This is a genomic window from Bacillus sp. FSL W8-0848 (assembly GCF_038007805.1).
Classification (GTDB): Bacteria; Bacillota; Bacilli; order Bacillales; family Bacillaceae; genus Bacillus; species Bacillus glycinifermentans.
In genome coordinates, this window is record NZ_JBBOYB010000001.1 from 3377314 (window position 1) to 3396092 (window position 18779).

The window sequence follows — 18779 nt, forward strand, 5'->3', positions numbered from 1 at the left end:
TACTTTCTTATCGGGTCATTTCTATTCATTCTGAATGTTTTTTTTATGAAAAAACAAAAATTTTAGGTAAAAAGATTGAGAAATTACTTTCTGAGAATAAAAAAAAGTGAGGGTGTCTTTCCTCCTCACTTTTTTGAGAACAACACGTTTAATGCGGCCTGAAGCTGCAGATCATTCTTTTCATCCAGCTTTTTTTCCTCAATCCTGAGATTTATTGTATTTGCCGTTTTTTGGTCAATTGCTCCGGACCGTTTCAGTTTGTTTTGCGCCTGAAACGCCATCACGGCTTTTTTAGTGCCTTCGCTGTAATATCCGTCATATCGCCCGCAATCAAAGCCGAGACTTTTGAGCAGAAGCTGCGCCCTCTTAATATCGCGGTTGTTCATATCCGGTTTAAGAGGTTCTTTAAGCTGAATCGGACCTGCTGAAAAATAAGCCGGCTGTGTGACGGGAACCGTCGGCTGAATGCCTTTTTTATGGATCCAATTTCCTTTTGGCGTCAGCCATTTATACAGCGTCAATTTGATATTGCTTCCATCGCCCATCGGAACGGCCTGCTGAACGGTGCCTTTTCCAAAGGAAGGATCTCCGACCACAGGGTATCCGCCCGCTTCTTTTAAGGCCCCGGCGAGGATTTCCGACGCGGATGCACTTCCTTTATCCGTAATGACGCTTATAGGATAAGGCTTTTTCTCTTTCAGCTTTGAGAAGTATTGTTTTTTATTGCCGTTTCTCTCAGCAATTTGAATATACGGCTGATCTTTTGTCACAAAATGTTTTAAAATGTTTTCGACACTTTGTAAATATCCGCCAGGATTGCCCCTGACGTCTAATACAAGACCATCAATTCCCTTTTTCTCGAGCTTTTTCAATTCAGCAGCAAAATCTTTAGCCGTATGTTCGGAAAAGGAAGAAATCGCAATATAGCCGACAGGCTTGCCCTTTACTCTTTTCACCGAGGCAAAAACGGTCTCGAGCGGTATTTCGTCGCGTTTGATCGTAAATGTAAGCTGATCCTTCATGCCGGGGCGGTGAACCTTCAGGGTAACCGTCGACCCTTCTCTTCCCCTGATCTTTAATACGGCATCATTCAGATCCATTCCAGCCATCGATTCGCCGTCAATGCTGATAATTTCATCGTTCGGCTTTAATCCGGCTTTTTCAGCCGGCGATTGTTTGAAAGGAGAGACGATGATGATCTTTCTGTCTTCCATTCCGATTTCTGCTCCGATTCCTTCAAAGGAGGAATCAAGAGAATCGGAAAAACGTTTTGCAGTCTGTTTATCCATATAAACCGAGTACGGGTCGTTTAATGTGGAAAGCATGCCCTGTATGGCTCCTTCCAGCAGCTTTTCCCTGTTCACCTGCTCCACGTATTCATTTGAGATCAGATCGTATGCCTTTTCGATCTTCTCCATCGCCTCGTTTCTAGCTGTATCTCCGTCTTTACCGGCCGCTGCAGCTTTCGGCATCAGATCGGCTCCCGCTGATAAACCGCCGCATAGGAGACTGACGGCAATGATGAGCCGCGCAATTTTCTGATTCATCCTATACCTCCTGCACTATGTTTTGTTGCTTGATGTAGTATGCGTCAAAATGATTCAGTTCATGTAAATTGTTTTTCCAATGAACGAAAAAACTGCCTCAATGATTCCGGCAGTTTTCATTACGTTCTTTATACGTTTTTCAATCGGCTGATGATTTCATCCGTCACTTCTTTCGTCGTGCACGCCCCGCCGATATCCGGCGTCAGCCAGCCGCTTTTCAAGACATCTTCGATCACGTCGAGCAGCCGATTTCCCAGCTCTTCTTCGCCAAAATGATCGAGCATCATCTTAGCTGTCCAGATTTGGCCAATCGGATTGGCGATCCCTTTTCCAATAATATCCGGGGCTGAACCGTGAACGGGTTCAAACATGGAAGGGTATTTGCCGTTGACATTAATGTTGGCTGCCGGGGCAATTCCCACACTACCCATGATCGCAGCACCGATATCAGTCAAAATGTCGCCGAACAAATTGCTTGCAACGATCACGTCAAACCTCTCAGGCTGTGTGACAAAAAAGGCGGCAAGCGCGTCGATATGCTGCGAGTCCGTTGTAATTTCCGGGTAATCTTTTGCCGTAAGCTCGAATACTTCGTCCCAGAAAGGCATAGAATGAACGATGCCATTCGATTTTGTCGCACTTGTAACATGCTTTTTCCGCTTGGCCGCCATTTCAAAGGCGAAGCGCATCGCCCTCTCCGTTCCCTTTCTGGAAAACACGTTATTTTGAATCGCGATCTCCTCTTCGCCACGGTAGATTTTCCCGCCGATCGTGCTGTATTCGCCTTCACTGTTCTCCCGTACGACAAGCAGATCAAAATCCTTTGGATTGGCCAAGGGAGACCTGATCCCTTTCAAAAACTTTGCGGGCCTAATGTTGATCACCTGTTCAAACTCGCGTCTTATTTTAATTAACAGCCCCCATAACGAAATATGGTCGGGAACAAGACTCCTATTTCCGACTGCACCCAAGAAAATAGCGTCAAACCCCTTCAGCCGCTCCAATCCGTCGTCAGGCATCATTTCCCCGTGCTCCAAATAATACTCGCAGCTATAAGGAAATTCCGTAAACTCAAACGACAGCCCGCCGTGAATATCCGAAATCGTTTTCAAAACACGCTGTGCAGCAGGAACCACTTCCTTTCCAACGCCGTCTCCCGGTATGCTCGCAATGCTGAAGGCCTTCATCAGATCATCCCCTCGCTTTTTCAATTGTCGACGGTCGACCGTCGACTATAATTTCATTCTATACCCCGCGCCTTGAACTGACAAGGTGTTTTTGATAAAGCCTGCAGCCAATACAAAAAGCCGGCCTGGTCAGTTGTGACCGGGCCGGCATGAAACCTTTAAAGCGGTATATAGTTTGCCGGATCAACAGCGTTCGACTTCGCGTTGTTCCAAAGGCCTTTATGAATTTCAAAATGCAAATGCTGGCCGTAGGACTGGCCTGTATTACCCATCGTTCCGATGACTTGTCCCTGCTCGACGCGCTGGCCTGTGCGCACCTTTATGGAAGACATGTGGGCGTAAACCGTTTGGTATGTCTGTCCATTGATATTATGGGTAATAAACACGACGTTTCCATAACTTGACGAGTAATGGGCATTGTAAACCGTACCGGCGGCAGCCGCATAAATCGGAACGCCGGAACCGCGGTTGGCAATATCTACTCCGAAATGATTTCCGAGAGAACGATTTCCGAATCCGGAAGAAAACTTGCCTGAAGCGGGACGGATAAAGCCTGAACTGCCCGGTGCAGACGGTTTGGACGAGGAGGCTGTCCTGTCGCCTGTATCCTGCTGTTTAGCAGCTTCAGCTTTGCGCTTCTCCTCTGCCTCCTGCTTTTTTCTGTAAGCTTCTTCGGCTTTAATCGCCTCATCCTGGCGCTTCAAAACCTCAGCTTCATTTTCAAGTGCGCCAAGTTCTGCGTGTACATGATCTTTATCATGCTTCACCTGTTTCATGACGTTCGACTTTTCCTTCTGCTGGCCTTCCAGCGCCTTTTTTAATTCTTCCAGCTCTTTCAGCGCTTTTTCGAGGCTTTGCAGCTTCTCGTTCAGCTTCGTTTCCTTGTCCTCAACAAGCTGAAGGTCCTTTTCCTGCTCTTCTATCAAATCCTTGTCCGCTTCAACGATCGTTGAAACGGCTCCCGCCCGGCTGATGAAGTCGCCGAAGCTTTTTGCCCCGAGAAGGACGTCTATGTATCGGTTTGAACCGCCATTTTCCTGGATTGTACGAGCTCTGTCCTTTAAAATTTCATTGCGCTTTTCAATTTTTTCTTTAAGTTCTTTGATCTGCGCTTTTAACTCTTCGATGCTTTCCTTTGTCTGGTCGATCTCTCCGTTTTTCTTTTCCAGCTTTTTATTCGTGTCGGTCATCTGACGGTCTATTTTCTCGATGTCGCTTTTCAGGCTTGACTCCTTTGATTCAAGCTCGGAAAGCTCCTGCTTCTTTTTTTCCCGCTTTGTCTCGTTTTTCGACTGCTTGCTCCGAACGTCGCTCTTCTTTTTATCTAAGTCCCCGTATGCTAACGCATCGTTGCTTTTTAAAGGAATCAAAACGGCCGATGTTCCGAGTAAAGCAGTTAAGCTCAGCGTCATCAATCTTCTTTTCAACCTTGGCTCCTCCTTGCTTTCAGAATCAAGGGAGCCGGCTTTTTCCAGGTCCCAGCGCGAAAACCAGGCCGACAGGAAAAGTGCCGGCTATACTTTCAGGAATTTACGGATTGACATCAAGCTTCCCCATACACCGATTAGTGCGCCGATCAACAGCAAAATAAGAGAAATCTGGAACACAAACGGATTGTACGGCAGCATCTCGATAAAGGTTCCTTGAACTCTTGGAGCAATCCATTGAACAACATAGTCATAGGTTCCAAGCAGTAATGCGATCGGAATCACAGAACCGAATATGCCCAAGAGCAGACCCTCAATGAAGAATGGCCAGCGGATAAACCAGTTTGTAGCGCCTACCAGTTTCATAATCTCAATTTCTTTGCGTCTTGCAAAAATCGTAATTTTAATCGTATTCGAGATTAAGAACATGGCCGTAAACAGCAGCCCGATGACCAATGCAGCTCCTATTACTTTCGTAATATTGCTGATTTTAAACAGGCGGTCAACTTTCTCCTGTCCATAATTCACCTTATAGGCATTGTCCAGTTTCGCTATTTTTTTGGCAACTTTAGGAGTATCTTGAGGGTTGGATGTTTTAACGACAAACGCATCGTTTAACGGATTCTCCTGATCAAACATTGAAAAGACTTTCCCGTCGTCTCCAAAGCTGTCTCTCAAGTTTTTAAGCTCTTCATCTTTTGAAGAGTATTTGATACTGCTGACTTCAGGAATTTGTTTAATTTCTTTTTCCAGCTTATCTTTCTGATCCTGTTTAGCGGTTAAATCGACTAAAACTTTGATTTCTACTTGTTTTTCGATGTTTGATGTCATATGCAGCAAATTGAACATGATCATCAAAAATACGCCGACCAGGATAAGTGTAACTGTTACAGCACTGATGGATGCGAAGGTCATCCACGTGTTTCTTCCGAGAGATTTTAAGCTCTCGCGCAAATGCCGTCCGAGAGTTCTAATCATAAGAACCATACTCCCCTCTAGCTTCATCACGCACAATAACTCCGTCTTCGATTGCGATGACCCGTTTCTTCATGGTGTTAACGATTTCTTTGTTATGAGTCGCCATGACAACCGTTGTTCCGCGGTTGTTGATTTCTTCAAGCGTCTTCATGATTTCCCAGGATGTTTCTGGATCAAGGTTTCCCGTCGGTTCGTCAGCGATGACAACGTCAGGCGCGTTGACAATCGATCTTGCGATTGAGACCCTTTGCTGCTCCCCGCCTGACAGCTGATCCGGAAACTGTCTCGCTTTATGCTTCAGCTGAACGAGATCGAGCACCTCAAGCACTTTTTTTCTGATCACTTCGGGACGCTCGCCGATGACTTCCAAAGCGAAGGCGACGTTTTCAAACACCGTCAGCTTCGGCAGCAGTTTGAAGTCCTGGAACACGACGCCGATTTTTCTTCTGATGTAAGGTATTTCTTTTTCTTTTAGCTGTGCCAGGTTTTTATTGCTTATGACAACCTTCCCTTTGGACGGCTTTTCCTCGCGGTAGATCATTTTGATAAAAGTTGATTTTCCCGCGCCGCTCGGGCCGACGACATAAACAAATTCCCCGGGATGTATCGAGATGCTTATTCCGTTCAGCGCCGACACCCCGTTGGAATAAGTCTTATACACATCTTTCATTTCGATCATGTAATCACCTAATCTTTTATGTTTATACGGTCATACTTTTCGAAAAAGCATGTCGCTTTGTGTCCTTATGTACATCGTGAAAATTTTTGCGCTTTTTCAACAACACCCATTATACGTCAAGATTAGACAAAATGATATTACAGTTTTGTTTCAATCCAGACATAAGTTGTAGGAAAAACGCAATATCAGACAAAAAATGTGGACTTTCGACCTTTTTCAGGACAAAATTATCTGCAATTTTCTTTTATTAATAGGTAATAAGGCTCTTTACACATGAAAAAGAACCTTGTTCGAACGAAGTTGAACAAGGTTCTTTTGTCGTGCACGGCAAACTGTTATTTTTTCTTTGAAAGCCATTTTGCTACAGCTTCAGCCTGATCTTCCTTCACGAGTCCGCCAGGCATGCCGCCGCGGCCGTTGACAACGATGTCTTTAATTTCGCTCTCTTTAAGCTTGCCGCCGACTTCTTTCAGGCTCGGAGCAGAACCGCCGGCCAAATCCTTTCCGTGGCAGCCTGTGCAGTTTTGCTGATAAATTTCCTCGCCATCATTTGCAGTCGTCTGTCCGCTTGTATTTTTGTCTTTGCTTTCATTATTTCCCCCGCAGGCAGCGAGTACAAAAGAAACAGCCAAAAACAGTGTAAACAGCTTCGTTTTCATCCTGAGGTCAGCTCCTTTTAGAAATCAATTCCTATTATAACCTCGATTACGCGCGTTTAAAACCCTCTCCGAGAACCTCGGAAGCGTCCATTGCAATGACAAATGCGGACTCATCAATATGTTTCACCAGTTGTTTCAGCTTTGTGAATTCGGTTTGCCCGACGACGCACATCAGGATGGGGCGTTCATCGTCCGTATAGCCTCCGACCGCCGAGATCTTCGTAACGCCTCTGTCGATCTTTACGAGCACCGCTTTGCGAATTTCCTCTTCGCGGTTCGTGATGATCATCGCCATTTTGGAACGGGTAAGCCCAACCTGAATGACATCGATCGTTTTGCTTGAAATATAAACGCCGAGCATCGCATAGAGCCCCTGCTCGATAGTAAACACGAGCATCGCCGACAGCACGATCGTTCCGTCGATCAATGCCAAACATTTGCCATGGGACAGCCCGGTGAATTTATGGATAATTTGCGCGGCCAGCGCTGTTCCGCCGGTCGATCCCCTTCCGAGGAAGACCATCCCGATGCCCGCTCCGATTCCGACTCCGCCGAAGATCGCCGCCAAAAGCGCATTATGAGTCGCCGGGCTGATGTCCCGCGTAAGATAGACGACAAGCGGAAGAAAGACTGAGCCCACGAGCGTCTTAACCCCGAATTTTCCTCCAAGGATGAGCACGCCCGCTATAAATAAAGGAATATTAAAAGCCCATTGTACATAGGCCGCCTCAAAACCGAACGACTGTAAAATGGTGCTGATCCCGCTGACTCCGCCCGCTGCGATCCGGTTCGGCAGCAGAAACATGTTAAACGTCACACCGACGATCGCCGAACCTAAAAGAATATAGCCGTAATCGCGCATGACGGCAAAAAAACGGCTTCTTGTTCTGTCTAGTGTCATATATGTCATCCCCCGCCAAGTCTGATACCAATCGAGAGTATAGCATGTTGCCTACTGTAAGTAAATAACAGTCAAATAACGTGCTAATGGGATAAAGCGGCAGAGAAACAAAGCCCGTCTGCCTGCGTGCACACTCTTATGACGTTAGGATGATCAATTGCCGGCGGGTTTAGCCGCAAAAAAAGACACATCCTTAATGGATGTGCCAGGTGTTTAAGAAAGTTTGGAACGCAAGTAAGCGTCGATAAAGCTGTCAATATCTCCGTCCATGACGGCCTGTACGTTCCCCATTTCCGTATTGGTTCTGTGGTCCTTGACGAGAGAATACGGGTGGAAAACGTAAGAGCGGATTTGGCTTCCCCAGCCGATTTCTTTTTGCTCGCCGCGAATTTCGTCAAGCTGTGCCTGCTGCTCTTCAATCCGGCGCTGATACAGCTTCGACTTCAGCATTTTCATGGCGCGCTCGCGGTTTTTGATTTGCGACCGTTCCGTTTGGCATGTCACGATTACGCCGGTCGGCAGGTGGGTAATCCGGACAGCGGAGTCTGTCGTATTGACGTGCTGACCGCCGGCCCCGCTTGCCCGGTACGTATCGACCTTGATGTCTTCCGTCCGGATCTCGATGTCGATTTCTTCATTGAATTCAGGCATGACATCACAAGAAACAAACGACGTATGCCTGCGTCCGGACGAGTCAAACGGAGAAATGCGGACAAGACGGTGGACGCCCTTTTCAGCTTTTAAATAGCCGTATGCATTATGGCCTTTAATCAGCAGTGTAACAGATTTAATCCCCGCTTCATCCCCCGGAAGATAGTCGAGGGTTTCCACTTTAAAACCGCGGCGTTCAGCCCATCTCGTGTACATTCTGAGAAGCATTGAACCCCAATCCTGCGATTCCGTTCCGCCGGCTCCCGGATGCAGTTCCAGGATCGCGTTGTTTTTGTCGTAAGGCTCGCTCAAAAGAAGCTGCAATTCGAACTCGTTGAATTTCTTAGTCAAGCCTTTCAGCTCGTTTTCCAGTTCGTTTTGCAGATCAGAATCGGGATCTTCTTTTAAAAGATCGTGCGTCATCTGCAGCTCTTCATGCGATTCGCTTAATTCTTTATACGTGTTGACGTAGTCCTTTAAAGCATTTGCTTCATTAATGATCGACTGCGCCTTTTGCTGGTCTCCCCAAAAGTCCGGGTCGGCCATCTGTTCCTCTAATTCAGCGATTTTTGCTTCCTTCGTTTCGAGGTCAAAGAGACCCCCTGAAGTCCGCTAAACGAGAAGCCATATTTTCGAGTTCCTGTCTGATTTCAGTTAATTCCATTTCCTTCACCTCATCGAGTATTTCCGCCAGGTCAAAATAAAAAGAGGATGAATCCCTCTTTTTATTCTGTTCGACCGCAGCAATTTTTATATTTTTTTCCGCTTCCGCAATGGCAAGGAGCGTTTCGTCCGATGTCGACCACTTTGCGGACCGGCTTTTTCTTGGCTTGTTTTGCATCATCGCCTTCTTTCGGCTGATGCGCTGTCGTCTGTCCCTGAACGACCTCTTCGCGCTCAAGGTTGTTTTCGATTTCAGCTTTCATGACGAATTTTGCCACGTCATCTTCGATGGCGGCGATCATGTTTTCAAACATTGTAAAGCCCTCCATCTGATATTCGCGCAGCGGGTTCGTCTGGGCGTATGCCCGCAAGTGAATGCCTTGGCGAAGCTGATCCATTGCATCGATATGATCCATCCATTTCGTATCCACTTCGCGGAGCACGATCACTTTCTCGAATTCGCGCATTTGCTCGGCGCCGTATCTTTCTTCTTTTTGATCGTATTTCGTTTTGATCCGGTCGAAGACAAGCTCTGTGATTTCTTCAGGCTCTTTTCCGAAAATGTCGCTCTTTTCAAGTGCGCCCTCATCAAGGAAGTTCGCATTGATATGTTCGGCAAGTGCCTCAAGGTTCCAATCCTCAGGCAATTCTTCTTTCGGAGTGTATGAGTCGACGATTCGTTCAAGCGAAGACTTGATCATATTCTCCACGATCGAACGAAGATTGTCGGAATCGATGACTTCAAAACGCTGTTTATAGATGACTTCCCGCTGCTGGCGGAGGACGTCATCGTATTGAAGAAGCTGTTTACGGGCATCAAAGTTGTTTCCTTCAACGCGTTTTTGTGAAGACTCAACGGCTCTCGAAACCATTTTGCTCTGGATCGGCGTTGAATCATCCATTCCGAAGCGGTCAAGCATCGCCATCGTCCGCTCGGCTCCGAACCGCTTCATTAATTCGTCTTCCATTGAAAGATAGAATTGGGTAATGCCGGGATCTCCCTGACGGCCTGAACGTCCGCGCAGCTGATTATCGATCCTGCGGGATTCGTGGCGTTCCGTACCGATGACAGCCAACCCGCCAAGCTCTTTTACGCCTTCGCCAAGCTTGATGTCCGTACCGCGTCCCGCCATGTTTGTCGCGATCGTCACCGCGCCTTTTTGCCCGGCATTTTCAATGATCTGGGCTTCGCGTTCGTGGTTTTTCGCATTCAGCACCTGATGCGGGATCCCCTTATTTTTAAGCAGCTTGGAAATCAATTCAGACGTTTCGACCGCAACAGTCCCGACAAGGACTGGCTGGCCGACCATATAACGCTGGGCGACATCCTCGGCGACCGCTTTAAATTTCCCTTCCATTGTGCGGTAAATCAAATCAGGACGGTCGTCGCGGATCACCGGCTTATTCGTCGGAATCGTTACAACCTGCATGTTGTAGATGTTGCGGAATTCTTCTTCTTCCGTTTTCGCCGTACCCGTCATACCGGCCAGCTTTTCGTACATCCGGAAATAGTTTTGGAAGGTAATCGTAGCGAGCGTCATGCTCTCGTTCTGAATTTCAAGTCCTTCCTTCGCTTCGATGGCCTGGTGAAGCCCGTCGCTGTAGCGGCGCCCCTTCATCAGACGGCCCGTAAACGAATCGACGATGATAACCTGTCCGTCTTCAACGACGTAGTCAACGTCTTTATGCATCGCCGCATGCGCTTTAAGAGCCTGGGCGATATGGTGGTTTAAGGCCACGTGACGGACATCGAATAAGTTTTCAATGCCGAACGCTTTCTCTGCTTTTGTCATGCCTTCTTCAGTAAGCTGAACGCTTTTCGTTTTAATATCGTATGTGTAATCCTTCTCGACTTTTAACGTACGCACAAACGCGTTGGCCTGGACGTAAAGCTTCGTCGACTTCGCGGCTTGTCCGGAAATGATCAGCGGCGTTCTTGCTTCATCGATTAAGATGGAGTCCACCTCATCGATAACCGCAAAGTGAAGCGGACGCTGCACCATTTCCTCTTTATAAAGAACCATGTTGTCCCTTAAATAGTCGAAACCAAGCTCATTGTTCGTAGAATACGTAATATCGGCCGCATACGCCTCACGCTTCTCGTCTTTTGACAGGCTGTTCAAATTCAAGCCGACAGTCAAACCGAGAAATTGAAAGATCTGACCCATTTCTTCGGCATCGCGGCTTGCCAGGTATTCGTTGACAGTCACGACGTGAACGCCTTTTCCGGAAAGCGCGTTTAAATAAACGGGCATCGTGGATGTCAATGTTTTACCTTCCCCCGTTTTCATTTCAGCGATATTTCCATCGTGCAGGGCCATGCCCCCCATCAGCTGAACTTTGAACGGAAACATGCCGGTAACCCGCCGCGATGCTTCCCTGACGACGGCAAACGCTTCTGCCAGCAGATCATCAAGCGTTTCGCCTTTTTCAAGACGCTCTTTAAACTCGATCGTTTTATTTCTCAATGCTTCATCTGAAAGCTTTTCCATCTCAGCCTTGAGCGCATCAATCTCATTCGCTTTCTTTTCATAGCGGCTGAGCGTGCGTTTATTCGGATCAAATACTTTATTTAAAATTCCAAGCATAGAATAACGCTCCTCTGTAAATTTCCTTGTTTATTAGCCAGGCAAACAGTAATTTTCATATATGCAATATCATATCACACCTTTTGTCATTTCCAAACAATTTACCGCCCGGAGACGGAAAAAACCCCCTCTTCGGAAAATCCGAGGGGGATGCATGCATTCTTTTATTATTCAGTGGGTTCGATCAAACCGTACTTTCCGTCATTCCTGCGATAAACCACATTGGTCAGATTGGTTTCGGCGTTCGTGAATACAAAGAAGCTGTGCCCAAGCATATTCATCTGTAAAATCGCTTCTTCGTTATCCATCGGCTTTAAATTAAACCGTTTTTGACGGACAACCTGAGGCTGTTCTTCGTCGATTTCTTCCTGCAAAGCTGTGCCGATGCCGTTCCCTTCCGCAAACAAATCCTTCGGTAAACCTTTTTCGCGAAACTTCCGGTTCACTTTCGTTTTATGCTTGCGAATTTGACGTTCGAGTTTGTTTGCTGCGAGATCGATTGCATTGTACATATCTTCGTGATGAACCTCGGCACGGAGGGAGAGGTCTGTCATTGGAATGGTCACTTCAACCTTTGATTCCTGATCATTGTAGAACTTCAGATTGACGTTGACGATCGCATCGACATCATTTTCAAAATAACGTCTCAGCTTTCCAATTTTCTTCTCGACGTGTTCCCTTAATGCTGCTGTCACCTCAATGTTTTCTCCTCTGACGTTGAACTCCATCAAAAGAACGCCTCCTTTATATTAAGGATATGTAAATATATTTCGCCTTTTCCCTTCTTCATTCCTGCCGAAACGTAAAAATTATGTGAAAAATCCGTGAATTTTGACGAAGTTTGTCCATTTATGTATAGATGGGCAGCCGAAATCCCTTTATTAAATCCTAAATATATTCATGACCTGAAGAAATCAGAACGGGTTTGCTTAAGGAAAGCTTGCATGATTTATTGAGAAAACAGGGCATGATGAACATGCCCTTAAAATTGTTTCAAATTTATCTTTTTCGATTTCCGAAATTAATGAATGACAAACGGCTCCATACATCGATGAATCCCGGCCATCCAATGTCGATAAAGAGGCAGAAACCGGTTTTGCAAGTAGTCCTGAAATTCAGCAGAAGGAAAAGTATAATAAATCAGGCTGTCAAACCCGCGGAAGACTTTGTCAAAGGAACGGATCGAAGACTCGGCACAGCTCGTCTTCATAATGGAAAGAAGAAGAGCGTGCGACGAGTCGATGTGAAAAAACGCATAGATGAGGTCGTTAAAAATCCGTTCGCCTTCTGTTTTTTCAAAATTCCGGTCCGCCTCGATCAGGTAGCAAAGCCCTTCCTCAACTGTAAAAAGCAGCTGATAATAAGTTGATAAAAGCATATAATCAGAGGTGCTCGTCAAAGCTATCACCTATTTGCGCTTGTCGTAGTACGTGCCGTCAATCGTTATATTGTTGTACGGATTTCTGTACGTCTGATGAAGGGTCCGTTTTTTCTTCGCCTGAAGCAGCTCTTTTTTGATATCCTGCTGCAGCCTTTTCAATTCGGCGGCAACCAGCGGTTCCAGCTCAAGCACCTTCTTCATTTCAAGCTTTTCTTCATGAGAAAGCGGCGGCTTGATCTCTTTGATCAAGCCATCGCGTTTCTGGAGAAAATCTTCAATTGCCTGAAGCAGCTCATCGCTTTCAGGGGCATCCTTCACCTTCGCGAGCATGTTTTTCGTTTCGTTATACAACAGCTCTGCTTTGCCCATTATACGTGCCCGCCTGTTCCGAACCGGCCTTGCCGCTCGATTTGAATCGCCTGCTTCCACGCATCGCGGAAGTCTTTCACATACCCTTCGACTTCTGTCACAATGTCTTTGTCATTGTTAATATTCGCTTCGATTAAACGGCGGTAGATATACTCATACATCGCACCCATTGATCCGGCCAGCTCCACTTCCCGATTTAGCGTTACATTCAGCTCCTGGATGATGTTTTGCGCTTTCACAAGGTTCGTATTTTTCATTTCCATATCCCCTTGTTCGATCGCCTGTTTGGCCAGCTTCATAAACTTCAGGCAGCCGTCGTATAACATGAGCGTCAATTCCCCGGGGCTTTTCATGTTAATCGAATTTTGCTGATAAGCTGCATACGGATTGTTTAAAGCCATTCTTGATCCTCCAGATTCCGATTATTGTCCAAGCATTTGCGTAATGTACGTCGCTTGTTCGTTCAATTTTTGAATCGCTTTATCCATCGCGGTGAATTTCGCATAGTAGCGGTTTTCAATTTGCGCCAGACGATCCGTCCACGTGGAAATATCGGTTGCGACTTGTTTTAAATTTTTCCCGATCGAGTAATCGTTGGTTGACATGTTAGCGTTTCCGGCTTTGTCTTCAATCTTTTTTTTCGTATCTGTCAATACAGACTGAAGTCGTCTCACGATGCCTTTTTCGTTATAGCTTTCATCCTTGCTGCTTGTTCCCGCCATAAAGAGGTTTGCCACAGCATCAGGATCTTCTTTGATTTTCGCTTTCAGCTTAGCTTCATCTATCTCTAAATGACCGCGCTGATTGTATGAACTTGAAGTCTTAATGCCGAACTGGGTAAGCTGCAGCGATTCTCCATTTACGGAAACGTTTGAATAAAAATCAGTCCGCATTTGGTTTGCTGCGCCGCTTAGAATAGTATCGTTTCTTAACAGACCGCTTTTCGCTTTTTCTTCCCAAAGCTCAACTTGCTTATCTGACATCGCTTCCCTTTGTTCATCTGTCAGCGGTGTATAATCGCGGTATTTCTCCTCAGTCAGCTTGCCGTTGATCGTATCGACGAGATCATTGTACTTTGTGACAAAATCTTTGATTTGATTAAATATAGTGTCAACGTCAGTAGAAACGTCTAATGAGACTGCACTTTTTGTCGTATTTTTTAGCGTATACGTCACATTATTGACGGTAAAATTGTTGGACGTTTTCTCCATTTGCAATCCGTTGATGACAACTTCTGCATTTTGCCCTTCCTGGCTGGCGACCAGCTTGTTGCCGCTGTCAAGCGCAAAACCGAGCTGATCTGTCATGAAGCTTGCTGTCGCTGCATCAGCAGCTTGAATGCTGCCGCCTGCACCGGTGGCTTTTGATGTCAATGCGATCGTTTCCACATATTCCGACCCGTTGTAAATCTTGTCTTTAATCGCTGTTACACCTAAACCGGAGCTGTTAATTTTTGAAACGATGTCATCTAATGTGTCCGTGCTTGCCACCTTGATTTCAATCTTTTTCGCTTCTGCTGCTCCAGGGGCTGTCACCTGAAAGGCCAGCGTTTGATCGCTGCCGGTGTAGCCGGAAAGATTGGAAGATTTATAGGTAGCGGCTGTCGCAAGTCTGTTTACCTGGATCGTACTTGAAGCTGCATTGGTGGTGCCTGTCGCCGTAACTGCCGACTCATCAGAACTCGTCACTTTCTTCGCCCCGTATGTACTCGGACGAAGCATGGTATAAGTTAATTCCTGCAAGTCTTTAATTTTCGTATTGATTTCACGATAGCTGTCCCGCTGCCACTCGAGCGTCTGTTTCTTTTGCTTCAGCTTATCAAGCGGAGCTTGCTCCGTTTTCATCAACTTGCTGACGATCTCGTCAATATCCATACCAGAAGCCAAACCTGAAATTCTCGTTACCATATGAAACACTCCTCTTCTATGTTGATTTATCGACTATTAACCCCATAAATTCAGCCATGTCCGCATAAAAATCGAGCCACTGCTTAGGCGGGATTTCCCGAACCACTTCATCCGTCTTATCGTCCACAACCTTCACATAGTACTCGCCCAGCTTTTCGTGAAGCTCAAACTGAAGATGAACTTGCGACGGCTCCAAAAGCTTATTGGCGCCCTGTACCGTTTTTTCAAGCTGAGGAAATGAAAATTCTGAAGAATGCTGCTGCACCTTTTCCCCAACTTCCGGCTGTTTGCTCATCATCTGCGTCTTGTAAGCATCAATAATAGGTTCCAAAGATGTCAGTCTTCCGATCGACAATTTTTACCATCCCCTATGCTATGATCTAAAATTTATATCGGCTAAGCGAGTGATAGATTTTAATAAATTTATGGAAAAAACTCTTTTTAAATTCAAAATAAAAAAACAGCAATCCACTGATCGGATTCCTGTCATGACATTATAAATAAAAAAGACCCTAGCAAAAGCCAGGATCTTTTTATGCAATTAGCGAAGCAATTGAAGCACGTTTTGCGGCTGTTGGTTCGCTTGAGCAAGCATCGCTTGAGAAGCTTGGGAAAGAATGTTGTTCTTCGTGAACTCGCTCATTTCTTTCGCCATGTCTACGTCACGGATACGAGACTCAGCAGCTGTTAGGTTTTCACCAGAAGCGCTTAGGTTGTTGATTGTGTGCTCTAGACGGTTTTGAACTGCACCGAGCTTAGCACGTTGAGTAGATACTTGGTTAATCGCATCGTCAACGATTTTTAATTGTTCATTAAAACCACCAGCTGCGTCAGATGCAGTGTCAGCAAACTTAGTTACATCTAATGATGAAATGTTTAAAGTATCACTAGTACCTAATGCGTCAGCTGACATATTTCCAATATTTACAGAGATTTGTTGAGTAGCATTAGCTCCAATTTGGAAGACTAAGCTTTTTGTAGTTGCTGCATCACCGGTATCTTTGAAAGTGCCGTCCAGCAATTTCTTGCCGTTGAACTCAGTACGATTAGAAATGCCGTCAATTTCTTCTGTCAATGCAGAAATTTCATCTTGAATAGCCTGCAAATCTGTTGCTTTGTCCTGAGTACCAGTGTTTCCTGCTTGAACAGTAAGTTCACGCATACGTTGAAGGATCGCATGAGTTTCAGTCAATGCACCCTCAGCTGTTTGGATAAGAGAAATGCCGTCTTGTGCGTTTTTAGAAGCCATTTCTAAACCGCGGATTTGTCCTCTCATTTTTTCAGAGATTGCTAGACCTGCTGCGTCATCTCCGGCACGGTTGATGCGAAGACCAGAAGAAAGCTTCTCCATGTTTTTTTGGCTTGCACTGTTGTTTGAAGACAGGCGGTTCAGCGTGTTAAGCGCTGCAATGTTGTGGTTAATTCTCATTTTGTATTTCCTCCTTGAAATATGTTTGAGCGCACGTCTATGTGCTTTTTATTGAAACAAGCCGGGTGTCCTTCCAGCCTGTTACATATTTAATATCGGACTGGATAAGGAATTGTTTAGGTAAAAATGTATATTTTTCTATATCCGAAATTTTCAGACAAATAAAGCTAATTATTTCTATAGAAGTTTTCTCCTTCAAATCCGGTTAATTAACAAAAAAAGCTTGTCGAAAAACCAAATAAACGGTTTTTCCGACAAGCTTAAATTTTTTTATGCAATTAGCGAAGCAATTGAAGCACGTTTTGCGGCTGTTGGTTCGCTTGAGCAAGCATCGCTTGAGAAGCTTGGGAAAGAATGTTGTTCTTCGTGAACTCGCTCATTTCTTTCGCCATGTCTACGTCACGGATACGAGACTCAGCAGCAGTTAGGTTTTCACCGGAAGCGCTTAGGTTATTGATTGTGTGCTCTAGACGGTTTTGAACAGCACCAAGTTTAGCACGTTGAGTAGATACTTGGTTGATCGCATCGTCAACGATTTTTAATTGTGCATCGAAACCATCATTAGGTGTAGCAGCTGCGTTGTCAGCAAATTTTGTAACGTCTAAAGATTTGATGTTTAAAGTAGTATTATCTGTTCCTAGATCTGTAGCAGACATAGAATTAATGTTTACTTTGATTTGTTGTGTAGCATTAGCTCCGATTTGGAAAACTAGATCTGCTGTACCAGTTTTGAAATCACCATTCAGTAGTTTTTTACCGTTGAACTCTGTGCGATTCGAAATACCATCGATTTCATCTTTTAAAGCTGTGATTTCATCTTGAATAGCCTGCAAATCTGTTGCTTTATCTTGAGTACCAGTGTTTCCTGCTTGAACAGTAAGCTCACGCATACGTTGAAGGATCGCATGGGTTTCAGTCAATGCGCCCTCAGCTGTTTGGATAAGAGAAATGCCGTCTTGTGCGTTTTTAGAAGCCATTTCTAAACCGCGGATTTGTCCTCTCATTTTTTCGGAGATTGCTAGACCTGCTGCGTCATCTCCGGCACGGTTGATGCGAAGACCAGAAGAAAGTTTCTCCATGTTCTTTTGGCTTGCGCTGTTGTTTGAAGACAGGCGGTTCAGCGTGTTAAGCGCCGCAATGTTGTGGTTGATTCTCATTGTGTATTTCCTCCCTGAAATATGTTTGATCGCACGTCTATGTGCTTATTTGATTTAAACAGGCCAGTTGTCCTTCCAGCCTGTTACATTTTTAATATCGGACTCGAAGAGGGATTGTTTAGATGAAAATGCACATTTTTCTATATCCGAAATTTTCAGGCAAGTAAATCTAATTAGGATTTATAAATTTTTTTCTTTAAAACCGATTTATATAACAAAAAAAGCCTGTCGAAAACCAAATAAACGGTTTTTCCGACAAGCTTAAGTTTTTTTATGCAATTAGCGAAGCAATTGAAGCACGTTTTGCGGCTGTTGGTTCGCTTGAGCAAGCATCGCTTGAGAAGCTTGAGAAAGAATGTTGTTCTTCGTGAATTCGCTCATTTCTTTCGCCATGTCTACGTCGCGGATACGAGACTCAGCAGCTGTCAAGTTCTCAGAAGAAGCACCAAGGTTGTTGATTGTGTGCTCTAGACGGTTTTGAACCGCACCGAGTTTTGCACGTTGTGATGAAACAGTATTAATTGCATCATCAACGATTTTAAGCTGTTGGTCAAAAGTTAAAGCAGGAGTAGCGTTAGCGAATTCCGTTACATTAATATTTGTAACCGCTTGACCAGTCACTAGAGTATTAGTAGCATCTACTGCACCAAGTGCATCAGCACCCATATCGTTAATATTTACTTTGATTTGTTGACCTGCGTTCGCTCCAATTTGGAAGACTAAATCTGCTGTGCCACTTTTGAAGTCACCATTCAGCAGTTTCTTTCCGTTGAATTCTGTACGATCAGAAATGCCATTTACTTCTTCTGTCAAAGCTGTAATTTCATCTTGAATAGCCTGCAAATCTGTTGCTTTGTCCTGAGTACCAGTGTTTCCAGCTTGTACAACAAGCTCGCGCATACGTTGAAGGATCGCATGGGTTTCAGTCAATGCACCTTCAGCTGTTTGGATAAGAGAGATACCGTCTTGTGCGTTTTTAGAAGCCATTTCTAATCCGCGGATTTGTCCTCTCATTTTTTCGGAGATTGCTAGACCTGCTGCGTCATCTCCGGCACGGTTGATGCGAAGACCTGAAGAAAGTTTCTCCATGTTCTTTTGGCTTGCGCTGTTGTTTGAAGACAGGCGGTTCAGCGTGTTAAGCGCCGCAATGTTGTGGTTGATTCTCATTTTGTATTTCCTCCTTGAAATTTGATTGCACGTCCATGTGCATGTTTTGAAGCATTCAGGCTGTCCTTCCTGCTACATACTTTATATCG

General features: G+C 45.2%; 18 protein-coding genes. All 18 read right to left on the minus strand.

Annotation, left to right across the window (positions count from 1 at the left end; translation table 11 throughout):
* Positions 1 to 125: 125 nt before the first annotated feature.
* The 18 genes from ctpB to hag (NSQ39_RS18010) all read right to left on the minus strand — a co-directional run bounded on the left by ctpB (position 126) and on the right by hag (NSQ39_RS18010) (position 18690).
* Entirely contained in the window at positions 126 to 1547 is a 1422-nt protein-coding gene (ctpB, locus tag NSQ39_RS17925; RefSeq protein ID WP_216899247.1) for a carboxy-terminal processing protease CtpB, read from the minus strand.
* Between the two features lie 128 nt (positions 1548 to 1675).
* Positions 1676 to 2734 carry a tartrate dehydrogenase gene (locus tag NSQ39_RS17930; protein ID WP_175075788.1) on the minus strand — a complete coding sequence of 353 codons (1059 nt, stop codon included), beginning with the start codon at positions 2732 to 2734 and terminating at the stop codon, positions 1676 to 1678.
* Between the two features lie 158 nt (positions 2735 to 2892).
* Positions 2893 to 4161, minus strand: coding sequence for a murein hydrolase activator EnvC family protein (locus tag NSQ39_RS17935; RefSeq protein ID WP_216899244.1), 1269 nt, complete (start codon positions 4159 to 4161; stop codon positions 2893 to 2895).
* 87 nt (positions 4162 to 4248) lie between these two features.
* Positions 4249 to 5139: a permease-like cell division protein FtsX gene (gene ftsX / locus NSQ39_RS17940; RefSeq protein WP_046129466.1), complete on the minus strand. Its 891-nt coding sequence runs from the start codon at positions 5137 to 5139 to the stop codon at positions 4249 to 4251.
* Positions 5132 to 5818 (minus strand): cell division ATP-binding protein FtsE, encoded by a 687-nt coding sequence (ftsE, locus tag NSQ39_RS17945; RefSeq protein WP_046129465.1) that lies wholly within the window; start codon positions 5816 to 5818, stop codon positions 5132 to 5134. The genes ftsX and ftsE overlap by 8 nt, the downstream gene beginning before the upstream one ends.
* A 335-nt stretch (positions 5819 to 6153) precedes the next feature.
* Complete coding sequence (gene cccB, locus NSQ39_RS17950) at positions 6154 to 6477, minus strand: cytochrome c551 (protein WP_046129464.1); 324 nt, start codon at positions 6475 to 6477, stop codon at positions 6154 to 6156.
* A gap of 46 nt (positions 6478 to 6523) precedes the next feature.
* Positions 6524 to 7378 (minus strand): YitT family protein, encoded by an 855-nt coding sequence (locus NSQ39_RS17955; protein ID WP_046129463.1) that lies wholly within the window; start codon positions 7376 to 7378, stop codon positions 6524 to 6526.
* 213 nt (positions 7379 to 7591) lie between these two features.
* A protein-coding gene (prfB, locus tag NSQ39_RS17960) for a peptide chain release factor 2 (protein WP_099047125.1) occupies positions 7592 to 8693 on the minus strand; the annotation gives its coding sequence in 2 pieces (ribosomal slippage) (positions 7592 to 8620 and positions 8622 to 8693; 1101 coding nt in all).
* Between the two features lie 61 nt (positions 8694 to 8754).
* Positions 8755 to 11280, minus strand: coding sequence for a preprotein translocase subunit SecA (gene secA, locus NSQ39_RS17965; RefSeq protein ID WP_046129461.1), 2526 nt, complete (start codon positions 11278 to 11280; stop codon positions 8755 to 8757).
* A 167-nt stretch (positions 11281 to 11447) separates the two neighbouring features.
* The gene (hpf, locus tag NSQ39_RS17970) at positions 11448 to 12008 is read right to left on the minus strand and encodes a ribosome hibernation-promoting factor, HPF/YfiA family (protein WP_046129460.1); all 561 of its coding nucleotides are present in this window, start codon (positions 12006 to 12008) and stop codon (positions 11448 to 11450) included.
* 293 nt (positions 12009 to 12301) lie between these two features.
* Complete coding sequence (locus NSQ39_RS17975) at positions 12302 to 12679, minus strand: hypothetical protein (RefSeq protein WP_046129459.1); 378 nt, start codon at positions 12677 to 12679, stop codon at positions 12302 to 12304.
* A 9-nt stretch (positions 12680 to 12688) separates the two neighbouring features.
* Positions 12689 to 13030, minus strand: a complete 342-nt coding sequence (locus NSQ39_RS17980; RefSeq protein WP_046129458.1) for a flagellar protein FliT — start codon at positions 13028 to 13030, stop codon at positions 12689 to 12691.
* Positions 13030 to 13431, minus strand: a complete 402-nt coding sequence (gene fliS / locus NSQ39_RS17985; protein WP_046129457.1) for a flagellar export chaperone FliS — start codon at positions 13429 to 13431, stop codon at positions 13030 to 13032. The genes NSQ39_RS17980 and fliS overlap by 1 nt, the downstream gene beginning before the upstream one ends.
* 21 nt (positions 13432 to 13452) lie before the next feature.
* Positions 13453 to 14937 (minus strand): flagellar hook-associated protein 2, encoded by a 1485-nt coding sequence (locus tag NSQ39_RS17990; protein WP_046129456.1) that lies wholly within the window; start codon positions 14935 to 14937, stop codon positions 13453 to 13455.
* 16 nt (positions 14938 to 14953) lie between these two features.
* On the minus strand, positions 14954 to 15292 hold the full coding sequence (gene flaG, locus NSQ39_RS17995; RefSeq protein WP_046129455.1) for a flagellar protein FlaG: 339 nt from the start codon (positions 15290 to 15292) through the stop codon (positions 14954 to 14956).
* Positions 15293 to 15478: 186 nt separating this feature from the next.
* Positions 15479 to 16366 (minus strand): flagellin Hag, encoded by an 888-nt coding sequence (gene hag, locus NSQ39_RS18000; protein ID WP_065894693.1) that lies wholly within the window; start codon positions 16364 to 16366, stop codon positions 15479 to 15481.
* Between the two features lie 278 nt (positions 16367 to 16644).
* Positions 16645 to 17523, minus strand: coding sequence for a flagellin Hag (hag, locus tag NSQ39_RS18005; RefSeq protein ID WP_065894695.1), 879 nt, complete (start codon positions 17521 to 17523; stop codon positions 16645 to 16647).
* A 279-nt stretch (positions 17524 to 17802) separates the two neighbouring features.
* Positions 17803 to 18690, minus strand: coding sequence for a flagellin Hag (gene hag, locus NSQ39_RS18010; RefSeq protein WP_046130077.1), 888 nt, complete (start codon positions 18688 to 18690; stop codon positions 17803 to 17805).
* Positions 18691 to 18779 lie beyond the last annotated feature (89 nt).